We start from the raw sequence: 12,739 nt of genomic DNA on the forward strand, positions 1-12,739 counted from the left end.
TCCCAGGTGTTCTCATCCAGCGCGGAGTGCCTCCAATTCGCGGATCAGCTCCGATGCGGTGACCGGGTCGAGGGTGTGCAGGTCGGTGTCGATCGGGTCGATGCTCGTTATGGTGTGGGTCGAATACCGCATCAGATCTCGCCATTCGAGGCTCGGCGAAATCCGCAGCTGGATCGACCCGCCAGCGGACAGCCGCCGCACCATTCGGTCGATGGCGCCGTCGGAGGATTCCCGTGTCCACCCGTGGTGCGCCAGTGCCAGGGTTTCGAGGCCGTGGTATCCGCTCAGGCCTGCCGTGAACACGGGTGAGCCCGGCACCCAGAACGCTCGATCGAGTTGCGAAAATGGTTGCAACAGAGCGTAATCCGAGAATATCGACGCCCACTCGGCGACGGCTCGGTGGATTCCGCCACGTCCGGCTGCCAAATTCGTTGTCAATCTTGCGGATTCAGGGACGAACAGGCTGTTGATCGGCGCGGGTACCGGCGCCCAGACGGTCGTAGTCGGCGGAGGCAGCTCAAGCAAAACGATCGAGGACGAGCTAAACCGAGCAGTGCGCGGCACCGACGAACCGTGCGATGGAGCTGCCGGTCAGCGGAAAATATCGTCGAGGCTGTCCGCGGTGAGAACGCGGCGGGTCCAGATCTGTACAGTCGCGGGATCGGCGGCGCTCACGGATTCGGCGACCGCTGCGGGTACCGACCCAAATTTTTCGGTCAGCAGCAAGACCAAAGTTGCCGCTCGGCCCCTGGCCTCGCCGACTGCTTCACCCTCAGCCCAGCCTTCAGCCCGACCTTTGGCCCGTCCTTTGGCTTCACCCTCCGCGCGGAGGCGTTCCGCAGTGGTCATGATGGCCTCCTTCACTTGGGGACCGAGTCGATCCATCAGGGGTTCGAAGTCGGTTTCGGTGGTATCGCCGACAATAAGAATGTACGTCACAAGGCACCGCAGCTCCCGCATACCACCAGGACCATCCAAGATCGCACGCAGATCATCGGCCAGCGGCAGCAGGTCCACACCCAGCTGATGATTGCCTGGCGCGATCTTGTGCAACATCAGCATCACCCGGGCAGCAGGCGTGAGATCCCGCGCCTTCAAGGCCGGCAGGTCCAGCGCCGCGACATCGTCAAGCAGAAACCGGAAACTCGGCTGAAAAGGTCCCAACACCGCCCGCGTCGCCGGGTCCAGGTCGATCAATTCCGACAGCTCGGTCGCCGCGCTCCAAGCACGGCCGGTGTGATTGCTGTGCACGACCACCGGGACAACCGCGGGCAACGTCCGGGCGTCGGGGTACTCACGCAGGTGTTGGTTCCAGATCGCAACCAGATAGTCCAGCATTCGGAAGGCCATGAACCGGTCGCTGCGACTCTGATGCTCGATCAACAAGAAGACATACGCGTCGTGCCCATCGAGGCGAGTACGGAACAAAATGTCGCTGTAGCGCGAACGCAGCTCCTCGGACACAAAACTGCCCGGCTGAAGGACTAGGGCGCCCCAATCGACGCGTGCCGCAACACCTTCCGGTAGTACGGCCCGCAACTCGCTGGCCGCGTCAGCCGGTCGGCTGAGCACATGCCGGAAGTACGCATCGTGCGGGTTCGTCGGCCGGTCGGGCATGGACGGAAGCTACTCCGCACCCACCGCCGACGCGCCGTATATGGCGCAACATCACCGCCAGGCGGTCACCGCGCAGGACGTCCCAACTCCGAAATCTGCTCACTCACAGGGTTTTCGAGGTCGACCACCAGCCCGAAATGATAACTTGCCCATACCCCGTCGACCGCCTTGTCGAATGCCAGTGCGGCACTGCGGATCCGGGCAAAGGCACGGGGGTGGGCGAGAGACGCGCCGACGAGAACGTAGTCGATGCGGCGAGGGCATCCGAATTGCCGGATCAGCAGGTCAATATCCTCCGTCGCATTCGGATTCGCCACCTCGAACTGATCCCTCAATCCGGTATTGACCACATGGCCCCGAGCCGCCAGCCGCCACCGGCGCATCACCCGACTTAGCGTCCAAGCACGGACCGCAATGCTGCGGGTCGGCGTTGCCCGACGTCAGTGGCCCAGCCGCTGCCGCAGCAGTTCCTTGCCCTGCTCGCCACCCTTTTGGCTTTCGGCCTGGGCCCGGCGGAAGAACTTCGCAAGCTCGTTGTCGCCGGCTCGTTCGGCGTCCTGGGCGTAGATCTGCATCCGCAGGGCGTTGCTCAAGCACGCCTCGGTGAACCAGATGAGGTTGTAATCCTTGTCGGCCGTGCCCGTCGCACTACCGGTTTCCGTCGATGAGGTCATCGCTGTCGATTCCTTTCGTGAGTTGTGTACTGACATCTCTGCCCTACCCTCACAACCGATCGGGAAACAGTCGGTGCAGCGCCGGAACATTCGCTGATTCACCGCGCCCGGCCGGGGTAGGACGTTGATGCGCCGCGCGCGAATGGCATTCTCGCGGCACGGATGGCGTCCGCCTCGCGAAACTTCCTGATCGGCGGCGGTGTGATCTACCTGGCGCTGTGGATCTACGGGCTGGTCATCGATCGCACCAGCGATGCGAACTTCGTCCCGGTCAACACCGCTGACAACTGGCTGCACTTCGGCCTCGGAGTCGGCATGGTCGCACTCGGTTTCCTCCTCCCCCGGGTGGCGACGAGCCGTGTCGGCGATCGATCCTCCGCGCGGCCCTCGCCGGGGATCTGAGCAGCGCTGCCAAATCCGTTGCCAATCCAACGAAAAACGCCCCCGGAACCAGTGGTTCCGGGGGCGTTTTCCCTAGTAGCGGGGACAGGATTTGAACCTGCGACCTCTGGGTTATGAGCCCAGCGAGCTACCGAGCTGCTCCACCCCGCGTTGGGTGAACAGAACGGTACAAGTGTTGGGTCGATATACCAAAACGGCGCTCTTCTAGCTGGTTCGGAGCCGTGCGAGGAAGGGGAGGACGGCAGCTAGAACCTCGTTCGGGTATTGGGAGTGGGGGTAGTGACCTGATATTCGAGAGGTGGGCCTGCGCGTCGGCCGGTGAGGAGAAGGCCGCCTTGGCTGCCGCGTCCATTCGCCCAGGCTCGCGCAGGTTGGCCTTTAGCGTCTCGGTGTATTCGGCAGGTTTGACGGTCGGGTAGGCGAAATTCAAGTAGCGCAAATACATTCCGACGCTGGCCGCGACGATCGCCGCCGCAGCTCCCGAACATGACGCGCCGACAATGGTGACCGGTCCACCCAGGTGGCGAATCAGTGCGATGAGGTCGTCCGCAATATCGGTGCGCGAGTACGAATTTCAGCCGACGCTCGATTCCCCATGACCGCGCATATCCGCATTGGCGACCCGGTACCCCGAAGCCACCAACTCGGGAACCATGAAGCGGTAGGCTGCCCGGACGTCGCCGAGCCCCTGCATCAGAACGAGCAGCGGGCCTTCGCCTTCGATGTCGATCACGCGAGAGGTAATGGACATCGGGGCGCGAGGCTGCCGCGGGCAATGCCACCGGAAGAGGACGGCACCTTGAGTGATCGGCCAGGTATGGGTTAGCTTGGCACACAGCAATTTTGAATAAGGGGGCTGGGGTTGGTGTGGGATGACGAGCCGTCACGGTCCGGGGATGGGTACCGACGGACGAGGGTGTTGCTTACCACCGTTCTATTGTTGGTCGCGGCCTTGACCGGCTGTGTGCGAGCGGTTGAAGGAAGCCCAGTATCGGTGGCGCCGAAGGGGTCCGAATACCGTGGCTGGCTCGGCGCGGAGGTGCGGCAGGATCTCGCGGCAAAAGATTTCGTCCGGGAACTGGATCCGTGTGGATTCGTCAACGACGCGGCGATCGCTACGCTCGGCACGCCCACCTACTTCGGACGTGACCAGGGCTTCGACGAATGCCTGCTGATCTTCAGGCCCGCGGTCGGCCCCAACCAACTGTCCAGGATCAAGGTGACGACCGAATTCCGCGGCAGCTCTTCACCGAAGGTAGACCTCGGTGGGACCAGCGTCGGAGTGAAAGCGGAGGGCGGATACTGTATCGCCGATGTGCCCTTCCGGAATCGGGTAATCAGTTTCTGGACCGACAGCCTCAACGGATCCGATACCTGTTCCGAGGCCAAGAAGTTCGTTACCGCAGCCCTCCCCCAGTTCCGGACGACGCCGCTGCGCAGCGAATCGAAGATCGCGCTGAACAACACACCCTTGGCGCGGATGGATCCGTGTGCCGCCCTGTCGATCGTGGGAAAGAACCGCCCGCGCCTGAAGGTGCAGACCGGAGTCGTTCCCTACTACTGCGGATTCATGCTCGACAGCGACGACCAGTCCACCGCGCAGAATCTGACTTCCACGCAGAAAACGCTGGACATGGTGGAATACGCGGTGAAGAAGAACGAGACCATGCAGGTCGGCAGCGCACGGGCCAGAATCAGCAGCTCCAAACCGGCCTACTGCTCGCTGGACCTTTACCTCGACGAGAAGAGCCCCCGCGTCACAACCTATAACTCCGGTGACCCCGAACGCTGGGTGGACGTCGTCGAGATGAGCGGCCAAACCACCTGCGAGGAGCTGGCCAAGACCGCCACCGCGATCGTGGAACTCTACAACTCCCAGTAGCAGTTCGCTTTGCCAATCCAAAGAAAATGGCCCCGGAACCAGTGATTCCGGGGCCATTTCCGTAGTAGCGGGGACAGGATTTGAACCTGCGACCTCTGGGTTATGAGCCCAGCGAGCTACCGAGCTGCTCCACCCCGCGTCGGTGTGAACACAACATTACACACGGGGGTGGGGAATCGCCAAATCCGGCCGTGACCTGCGGGGAAGCGGGTTGGTCGGGGGTCAGGCTGCGCCTGGGGTTATGCGGCGGACTGCCTCGTTCGATGAGGTTTTGGATAGGTGGGAGAGGGCTTGGGTGGTGGTCAGGACTGTGCCGCAGCGGCGGGCGGTGTAGTTGAGGGCCATCAGGTGTTCTTCTCGGGAGAAGTCGGCTGTGGCGTCGAGGATGAGGAAGGGGCGGACGTCGCTCATGAAAGCTTCTGCGGCGCTGAGCATGCAGCCCATGTGGGTGTAGACGCCGGTTACCAGGAGGTGGTCTCGGTTGTAGTAGGCGAGGAGTTCTCGGAGGTCGGTGCGTTGGAAGGCGGAGTAGCGCCACTTTGTGACTTCGATGTCTTGGGGGGTGGGGCGGAGTTCGGGGACTACTTCGGTGTCGGGGCCTTGGGACATGCCGGATCCCCAGAAGTCGGCGAGGATGCCGCGGCGGGAGGGGTGCTGGTTGCCGGGCTGCATGGTGTAGATGACTGGGATGCCGAGTTCGTGGCAGCGGTCTCGGAGGCGGGCGATATTCGCGAGGAGGGTGCGGGCGGGATCGCGGTCCTGGTCGTAGGCGGAGATGAAGTACTGCTGCATGTCGTGGATGAGGAGGGCGGTGCGGGAGGGGTCCACGGACCAGGTCACGCCGCCGGGGGTGACTTCGTCGGGGGTGGGCATGGAATAGGGGGCGATCGGGGGGATAGCCATGACGGGGCTCCGGTTCGTCGAGGGGTGGGTCGGGTCAGCCGACGGTGACGGGTAGATCCGCGATGCCGAGGGGGGCGAGGATGCGCTGGAATTTGCCTGTGGTTTCGGCTAATTCGGCCGCCGGATCGGACTCTGCGACGATGCCGCCGCCCGCGTGGGCGAGGAGAGTTGTTCCCTCACTGGATAGTTCGGCGCAGCGGATGCTGACCATCCACTCGCCATTGCCGTCCGCGTCACACCAGCCGACCGCACCGGCGTAGAAGCCGCGGTCGCCTTCGAGTTCCCTGATCAGCCGGGCAGCCGCGGCGGTGGGGGTGCCGCAGACCGCGGGTGTGGGGTGCAGGGCTGCGGCCAACTCCAGGGCGGAGGGGCCGTCGAAGCGCACGGTGGCGGTGATCGGCGTGCCTAGATGCCACATTTCTGGAGTGCCGGTGAGTTCCGGAGTTCCGGGGGTGCGCACGCTGATGCAGCGGTCGCGCAGCACATCGCTGACCTGGTCGACCACGTAGCGGTGCTCGTGCTGATCCTTCGCGGAGCCCAGCAGGTTTCGAGCGGCTTCGCGGTCCGCCGCATCGTCGCCGGGGACGCGTCGCGCGGAGCCCGCGAGGGGGTGGCTCAGTACGTCGGTGCCGGTGCGCTCAACCAGGACTTCGGGGCTGGAGCCGATGAGGCGCCTGCCGCTATACGATGCGCCCGCTGCGGAGAGATCCACCAGGAACCCATTGCCTACCGGATCGGTGGATACCAGCAGATCCAGAATGTCGGCGGCGGGCACCGGGCGATCGGATCGGGCTCGAATCGACCTTGCCAGCACCACCTTTCGCACCGGATGAGTGGCATCGCCCAGTAGCCGGACGGCAGCGGCGACCCGCGAGACGTGCGCCTCGGGTGCGGGGATGGCCTCATCGAAATCGAAGTCGGGCAGGGCTTTCGGCGCGTTCGACCGGTAGCCGCCGTCGCGCACCGTCACCGAATCCGGAGCCCACAGGGCTGCGGGCGCATCGGGAGCGAAGGGCAGCGCGCCCACAATGTGGCTGACCTGCCCACTGCGCAGCGCGGCGACCGCCTCGGCGGCCGAGCGGAAGGCCCGGCCGCCCGCTGTCGCGATCACGGTCCGATGCGGGCGAGACAGCACAAAGGCGGCCTCCGACGTGTCGACTGGTGTGTCGGAAATGATGATCATCCTCTCGGGGTCACATATCGAGCGTGGCTCCGCCATCCACCCGCAGGTCATGCATGGTGATATGGCGGGCGTCATCGGATACCAGAAAGCGAACCGCCGCGGCGATATCGGCGGGAGTGGCAATGCGACGCAAGGGAATTCCGAGGCGGTAGGCCTGCGGATCGCCGTCGAGCAGGCCGGTGTGCGCGGCCTCGTCGAGAGCCTGGTCGCCCTCGTTGAACATGCCGCGCAGCATGGTCGTATCGGTGGAGCCGGGCGAGACCAGGTTCACCCGGACTCCGTGCGGCGCGACCTGCAATGCGAGCGCACGGGTATAGGCGGTGGCCGCCGCCTTCGCCGCACAGTAGGCGGCCATGCCGACGCGTGGAGTGCTTGCGGCATTGGACGATACGACCACGATCGATCCGCGACCGGCCGCGACCATGTCCCGGGCCGCACGCTGCGCGACGTACATCGCCCCACCGGCGTTGATCGCGACGCAGCGTTCCCATTCCTCGGGCGTGACGTCCAATGCGGTTGCGCTGGAAACAACTCCCGCCGCATGCACGACGATGTCGGCCGGACCATGCTCGGCGGCAAGCCGGTCGAAACCGCTGCCCACCTCCTGATGGTTGCTGACATCAACCTCGATGGCGTGCACCGAGACGGATCCCGCGGTGCGAACCTCGAGTTCGCGGGCGACCTCGTGCACCCGCGGGTCGCGATCCCACAGCGACACAATGCGTGCGTGGTCGGCCAGTTCCGCGGCGATCGCCGCGCCGATCCCGCCCGCTGCTCCGGTGATGACGACAACCCCTGTCGCCGAATCGATCGTGGACATAAGGTTAGCCTAACCTGACATGATCGAATAGTGGGTCCGTTCCTCCCGAGGCCCAGTCGAGCCGCACACGATCCCCTGGAAAGAGGTGGCCAGCATGCCCCCGACCGTTCTCCCCGGCTTCACTCCGTGGCCGCCGGACCAGGCCGAGCAGTACCGCTCCCAAAGCCTGTGGACCGGTGAGACATTCGGCGATGTCCTGACCGCACACGCCGCGGCGACGCCGGACGCACTCGCCGTCGTCGATGACGCGCACCGCTGGACGTACACCGAACTCGACCGCCGCTCGCGCGCCCTCGCCACCGGGCTGTCCCGGCTCGGAATCGGCCGCCACGACCGGGTTCTCGTGCAGCTGCCCAATCGCGCCGAATTCGTCGAAGTGATCTTCGCGCTGTTCCGGCTGGGCGCGCTGCCGGTGTTCTGCCTGCCCGCGCACCGGCAGGCGGAACTGGTGCCGATCGCCACGGCCAGCGCGGCGGTGGCCATGATCACGGTCGCCCGGCATCAGCGATTCGACCATGCGGCACTGGCCGATTCGATTCGCGACCAGGTAGATTCGCTGCGGCACGTGCTGCTCGTCACCGACGACACCGACGCACCGCTGCCGGATGGCACGCGTGATATCGCCGAATTCCGGGACCAGCCGGGCGAACTGCCCGTGGTGGACGCGGGTGACGTCGCTTTCCTCCAGTTGTCCGGCGGCAGCACCGGAATCCCGAAACTCATCCCCCGCACCCACGACGACTACCTCTACAGCGTGCGGCGCAGCGCCGAGATCTGCGAACTCGGCAGCGACACCGTGTATCTCGCGACGCTGCCGGTGGCGCACAACTTTCCGATGAGCTCCCCGGGCATTCTCGGAGCGCTGTGGGCGGGCGGCACGGTCGCACTCACTCCGGATCCGACACCGGCGACCGCCTTCCGCGCGATCGAGCGATTCGGCGTCACCATCACCGGATTGGTGCCGCCCCTGGCCCGCCTGTGGGTGGAGCGCGCCGAAGCCGGTGACACACCGGATCTTTCCAGCCTGCGCGTGGTGCAGGTGGGCGGCGCACGCTGCCCGGAAGAACTGGCGCGGCGGGTCGGACCGACCCTCGGAGTGACCTTGCAACAAGTGTTCGGTATGGCCGAGGGCCTGGTTTGCTATACGCGCCTGGATGATCCGCTCGAGGTCGTAGTCGCCACCCAGGGCCGCCCCATGTCCGAACACGACCAAGTGAAGGTAGTGGACGACAATGACGAGGAAGTTCCTCCGGGCGTCGACGGCAATCTGATCACCCATGGGCCCTATACAATTCGCGGCTACTACGACAACCCGGAAGCCAATGCCCGCAGCTTCACGGCCGAGGACTGGTACCGCACCGGAGATGTGGTGCGCGTGCGGCCCGACGGGAATCTGGAGGTACAGGGCCGCGCCGGTGACTGGGTGAACCGCGGCGGCGAGAAGGTATCCGCCGAGGAGCTCGAGGCACACCTGCTGGCCCATCCCGAGGTTCGCGACGCGGTAATCGTCGGCACACCGGATCCGATTCTGGGACAACGTATCTGCGCCTTCGTCCAGCCCGCCGATCCTGCCGAGCGGCTCACCCTCACCACCCTGCGCGCCTTCGTGCGGCAGCGCGGGGTGGCGGCGTGGAAGATGCCCGACGCCGTGGTGATCGTCGAGGACTTCCCGGAGACGGGTGTCGGCAAGACCAGCCGCAAGGAACTGCGGCAGCTGCTGGCGAACGGGACGGGCGGACACTGACCGGAAGGGGTGGCGCGACAATCGCGCCACCCCGTTACGCCAGTACTTCGAGCCAGGACCCCAGCACCGGATCAGACGCCAAGGTCGGGAAGTCGATGTGGTCGTGGCCCGCCAACCGCCACTTCTCCACCAGCGACATGATCCGGACCGAATCCAATCCGGCATCCATCAGGTCGGTCTCGGCGGACAGCTCCTCTGGGCTGATACCCAAAGCTGTTGCCACATCGTCGATTACACGCTGCCTATTCTCAGCGACAGTCTGATCCTTGGTCATGCTCACTCCCTGAAGTCGTCATTCATCACGGTCGTAGTCGGCGACGCCGCGCTTCCAGTACCCGGCGATCAGGCTGTCCTTCGCACCCACGCCGAGTTCCTTGCGCACCCAGCCGCGCAGCGGACGCAGGCAGTTCGCCTCACCGGCCAGCCAGACATAAACCCGTTTTCCGACAGGTGCTTCGATACCGCGCACGGCCTGTTCCAGCGCATCGCTACTCCCGGGCGGCACCGCGCCGCGATGCACCCACCGCACGTCGATTCCTACGGGATGGTCCAGCGGAATCTCTTCCTCCGCCCCACTCACCTCGATGAACGCCCAGCCGAAGGCGTTGCGGGGCAACCACTCCAGCCAGCGGGCGATCGCGGGTAATGCGGTGATATCCCCGGCAAGCAGATATCGGTCATAGTTGCGCGGAACGACTACGCCCCCGGGCGGGCCCGCGATGTAGATTCGCGTACCCGGCGTGGCCGCCAGTGCCCACTCGGACGCCAAACCGCCTGGGTGGATGGCGAAGTCGATATCCAGTTCACCGTCCTCCGCGCTGTAGCGGCGCACCGTGTATTCCCGGGACACCGGCCGCGGACTCCCCCACTCCAGCGACAGTCCATCCCGCTCCGGCAGTCGCAGGACGCCTTCGTCGTCCGGAAAGACGAGGCGCACATGCTCATCCGGGACATAGCTGTGGAAACCGTCCAACTCCGGACCGCCGAAGGTGATGCGCAGCAACCCGGATCCCACGGGCACGCTGCGCACGACCCCCACCTCTCGCAGTCCAATCGGGTAGCCGACCTTGGCACCCTGGGTACCGGCGAGCACCTCGTCGATGCGCTCGGCATAAGCAGCGCGATCCATTACCTCTCATCCTTTCCGCTATCCGATCCGGAGGCGGCGAAAGCGCCTCGCGCATCGGCTTTTTCGATCTTCTCGACGCGAGTGCTCCGTGCACTCGGTCCGGAAAGCCGATACAACGGCCCAGCGGCGGCCGCCATGAGCCCGCCGAGCACCAGCACCGTCAGCCCGTACACCATGAGCGCGGTCCCGGGTGCGAAGAGTTGCCCCACCACGCCCGCCACCAGGGATCCGATCGCGGTCCCGGTGACCGCCTGCACCATGAGCAGGCCCGAGATCCGGCCGCGCAGTTCCTCGGGCGACTGCTGTTGCAGCAGCGTGTAGCGCAACACCGTGTTCACCGCCCGGGCCAGCCCGAAACCGGCCAGTCCGAGGAAGACCCAGATCGCATGCGACCCGGCCCCGGCCGCGATGACCCCGAGCGGCATGAGCGCCAGCGAGATCAGCAAGGCACGTCCACTGCGACCCGTCCGGCCGATCCACCCGCTGGTCAGCGAGCCGAGCACGGCTCCCGCACCAGGGGCGGCATACAACAGGCCCAGGGTCGTCGGCCCTGCACCGAGCTCATCGGCCATGGCCGGGAGCAACACCAGCGGGCCGCTCACCAGCATGGCGAGCAGGCCGGTCAGCAGCGCGGCACGAATGATCCGGTGCCGTACCGCGAATCCGATACCGGACGACAATTCCCGCAACGGGTTCGCGGTGGCTCGGGCCGGTGGTGGTGCCGCGCCTATCGCCCGGATCAGCCCTACGGTCGCGACCGTTGCCGCCGCGGCCATGAAATACGCCGGGGCAACTCCGGTTTCGGCAATCAGCAGACCGGCCAGCGCCGGAGTGATCATGGTGCCGAGATCGGAGGAGAGCGCGGTGAGCGCTCCGGCGGCCGCCACGTTCTCGCGCCCGACCAGCATCGGCACCAGGGCCATCATGGCGCTGCCGCTGATACCGCCCGCCACCCCGTCCACTGCGGCCGCCAGATAGATCATCGGCAGCAGCGGATTCGGCAGCAGCGCATTGACTCCCAGTGCCAGAAACCCCAAACCCGCTGCGGTCCGCGACCATTGGATTACCGTGCGCCGGTCGTATCGATCGGCGATCACCCCGCCGCCGAGACTTCCGGCGAACAACGCGACCGCCGTCGTGGCGGTGACGCCCGCGACGTGCAGGGTCGATCCGGTCAATTGGTAGATCTGCACGGGCAGTGCCACCAGCAGCAGCCCGATCCCGAGCACCGACACCAGCCGGGCCCCGAAGGCGCACCGGAAAGCCCGGCTGGCCCGAAGCGGGGAGACGTCGATGACCAGCCCGGACAGGCCTGTCACTGGAAGCGCTCCGCCATCAGATCGAGGGTGGACATGACGCCGCGGTAATCCGGACGCTGACTGCTGGCGGGCAGTTCGAAGACCTTGTTCTGCTGAAAGGCGGGCAGTTTGGCGTACATCGGATCGGTGGCCAGCTGCGTTGCGGTGCGGCCGCCGTCGAGGGTGAGCACGAACAACACCGGGGCGTCGACCACGGCGGTCAGCAGCTCTGGACTGAACTGGAACCAGTCCGCGGCCTCATTGCGCGACGGATTCCCCGCCTTGGCCAGCACCTTGTCATCCGCGACGATCCCGACCTCGGCCAGCAGTGTGGGCAGGGTGGCAGTCGGCAGAACCAGCGTCGGCTGCTGACTCTTCTGCGACTGGAAGTAGGCGACGGACCCGGCGGGCGGCTTGATCGTCGACTTCACCTGCTTGACCTTGTCCCGGTACGCGTTCAGCAGGGTATCGACCCGATCGCCGCGCCCCACCGCATCGGCGACCGCGCGCAGCTGGTCCTGCCAATTGGTGGTGGTGGCCGACACCAACACGGTGGGCGCGATGGCCGACAGCTGGTCATAGGCGTCGATCGACTGCTGCGCCGGATAGCCTTGCCCGCCACCGAGAATCAGATCCGGATGCTGCGAGGCGATGAACTCCAAGTTGATCTTGTCGCCGACCGGAAGCACCTGAGTGCCCTGCCGCTTCGCGTCCTCCGCCCACGCGGGCGGGAAATCGCCACTACGCCCACTGACCCCGAGCAAGCGCGGGTCGGCGGCAGTCACGGGCGCACCGAGATCGTAGAGGTACCCGGCGAGCGCGCCGTTCACGACGACGATCCGCTTCGGATCGCTCGGCACGGTGACAGATCCGCGGTCCGTCTGCACCGCACGCGTCTCGGATGCGGTAGCTGAGTCCGATGTCGAGCTACAACCCGCCACCGCTGCCGATGCGATCAGCAGTAGGGCCAAGGCGGCGCGCATTCGGCTCGCGCGTCGTTTCCAGGTCATGCGTGTGTCAACTTTCTGTGTCGTGCGGAAGCTGCAGGGGTTCTCGACAGCTGCAGGGGTTGTAAGGCCTGCAGCTG

At 65.7% G+C, this 12,739-nt stretch carries 14 protein-coding genes, 2 tRNA genes and 1 pseudogene; 3 read left to right on the top strand and 14 right to left on the bottom strand.

Going from position 1 to position 12,739, the window contains the following annotated elements:
• Positions 1 to 12 precede the first annotated feature (12 nt).
• The 4 genes from AB0N05_RS16890 to AB0N05_RS16905 form a co-directional block, all read right to left on the bottom strand.
• Complete coding sequence (locus tag AB0N05_RS16890) at positions 13 to 303, bottom strand: hypothetical protein (protein WP_364694124.1); 291 nt, start codon at positions 301 to 303, stop codon at positions 13 to 15.
• 288 nt (positions 304 to 591) lie between these two features.
• Positions 592 to 1,617: an Rpn family recombination-promoting nuclease/putative transposase gene (locus AB0N05_RS16895; protein WP_364694126.1), complete on the bottom strand. Its 1,026-nt coding sequence runs from the start codon at positions 1,615 to 1,617 to the stop codon at positions 592 to 594.
• A gap of 65 nt (positions 1,618 to 1,682) precedes the next feature.
• Positions 1,683 to 2,003, bottom strand: coding sequence for a hypothetical protein (locus AB0N05_RS16900; RefSeq protein ID WP_364694129.1), 321 nt, complete (start codon positions 2,001 to 2,003; stop codon positions 1,683 to 1,685).
• Positions 2,004 to 2,057: 54 nt separating this feature from the next.
• Positions 2,058 to 2,291: a hypothetical protein gene (locus tag AB0N05_RS16905; RefSeq protein WP_364694132.1), complete on the bottom strand. Its 234-nt coding sequence runs from the start codon at positions 2,289 to 2,291 to the stop codon at positions 2,058 to 2,060.
• Between the two features lie 144 nt (positions 2,292 to 2,435).
• Between AB0N05_RS16905 and AB0N05_RS16910 the strand changes: the two are divergent.
• Positions 2,436 to 2,693 (top strand): annotated as a pseudogene (locus tag AB0N05_RS16910) (DUF4383 domain-containing protein); the annotation flags it as partial.
• Positions 2,694 to 2,769: 76 nt separating this feature from the next.
• On the opposite strand, the gene AB0N05_RS16915 reads toward AB0N05_RS16910, so the two are convergent.
• Both AB0N05_RS16915 and AB0N05_RS16920 read right to left on the bottom strand, forming a co-directional pair.
• A tRNA-Met gene (locus AB0N05_RS16915) sits at positions 2,770 to 2,843 on the bottom strand.
• Positions 2,844 to 3,267: 424 nt separating this feature from the next.
• Positions 3,268 to 3,426 (bottom strand): hypothetical protein, encoded by a 159-nt coding sequence (locus tag AB0N05_RS16920; protein ID WP_364694135.1) that lies wholly within the window; start codon positions 3,424 to 3,426, stop codon positions 3,268 to 3,270.
• 261 nt (positions 3,427 to 3,687) lie between these two features.
• Between AB0N05_RS16920 and AB0N05_RS16925 the strand changes: the two genes are divergently transcribed.
• Positions 3,688 to 4,575 (top strand): hypothetical protein, encoded by an 888-nt coding sequence (locus tag AB0N05_RS16925; RefSeq protein WP_364694138.1) that lies wholly within the window; start codon positions 3,688 to 3,690, stop codon positions 4,573 to 4,575.
• Between the two features lie 65 nt (positions 4,576 to 4,640).
• Here AB0N05_RS16925 and AB0N05_RS16930 read toward each other — a convergent pair.
• From AB0N05_RS16930 to AB0N05_RS16945, 4 genes are all read right to left on the bottom strand, one after another.
• Positions 4,641 to 4,714, bottom strand: a tRNA-Met gene (locus tag AB0N05_RS16930).
• 83 nt (positions 4,715 to 4,797) lie between these two features.
• Entirely contained in the window at positions 4,798 to 5,478 is a 681-nt protein-coding gene (locus AB0N05_RS16935) for an isochorismatase family protein (protein ID WP_364694141.1), read from the bottom strand.
• Positions 5,479 to 5,512: 34 nt separating this feature from the next.
• On the bottom strand, positions 5,513 to 6,661 hold the full coding sequence (locus AB0N05_RS16940; protein WP_364694144.1) for a chorismate-binding protein: 1,149 nt from the start codon (positions 6,659 to 6,661) through the stop codon (positions 5,513 to 5,515).
• Between the two features lie 10 nt (positions 6,662 to 6,671).
• Complete coding sequence (locus AB0N05_RS16945) at positions 6,672 to 7,481, bottom strand: SDR family oxidoreductase (RefSeq protein ID WP_364694147.1); 810 nt, start codon at positions 7,479 to 7,481, stop codon at positions 6,672 to 6,674.
• Positions 7,482 to 7,575: 94 nt separating this feature from the next.
• Here AB0N05_RS16945 and AB0N05_RS16950 point away from each other — a divergent pair, with 94 nt between their 5' ends.
• Positions 7,576 to 9,225 (top strand): AMP-binding protein, encoded by a 1,650-nt coding sequence (locus AB0N05_RS16950; protein ID WP_364694150.1) that lies wholly within the window; start codon positions 7,576 to 7,578, stop codon positions 9,223 to 9,225.
• Positions 9,226 to 9,259: 34 nt separating this feature from the next.
• Here the strand turns inward: AB0N05_RS16950 and AB0N05_RS16955 are convergent, their stop codons facing one another.
• Genes AB0N05_RS16955 through AB0N05_RS16970 form a run of 4 tightly spaced genes read right to left on the bottom strand, consistent with a single transcriptional unit; the run spans position 9,260 to position 12,662 of the window.
• Positions 9,260 to 9,499: a phosphopantetheine-binding protein gene (locus AB0N05_RS16955; protein WP_364694153.1), complete on the bottom strand. Its 240-nt coding sequence runs from the start codon at positions 9,497 to 9,499 to the stop codon at positions 9,260 to 9,262.
• Positions 9,500 to 9,517: 18 nt separating this feature from the next.
• Positions 9,518 to 10,354: a siderophore-interacting protein gene (locus tag AB0N05_RS16960; protein ID WP_364694156.1), complete on the bottom strand. Its 837-nt coding sequence runs from the start codon at positions 10,352 to 10,354 to the stop codon at positions 9,518 to 9,520.
• On the bottom strand, positions 10,354 to 11,673 hold the full coding sequence (gene entS / locus AB0N05_RS16965; protein WP_364694159.1) for an enterobactin transporter EntS: 1,320 nt from the start codon (positions 11,671 to 11,673) through the stop codon (positions 10,354 to 10,356). Before entS ends, AB0N05_RS16960 begins: the two co-directional genes overlap by 1 nt.
• Complete coding sequence (locus AB0N05_RS16970; protein ID WP_364694162.1) at positions 11,670 to 12,662, bottom strand: ABC transporter substrate-binding protein; 993 nt, start codon at positions 12,660 to 12,662, stop codon at positions 11,670 to 11,672. The genes entS and AB0N05_RS16970 overlap by 4 nt, the downstream gene beginning before the upstream one ends.
• Positions 12,663 to 12,739 lie beyond the last annotated feature (77 nt).

Origin of the sequence: Nocardia sp. NPDC051030 (assembly GCF_040683015.1) — a bacterium.
In the GTDB taxonomy this organism is placed as follows: Bacteria; Actinomycetota; Actinomycetes; order Mycobacteriales; family Mycobacteriaceae; genus Nocardia.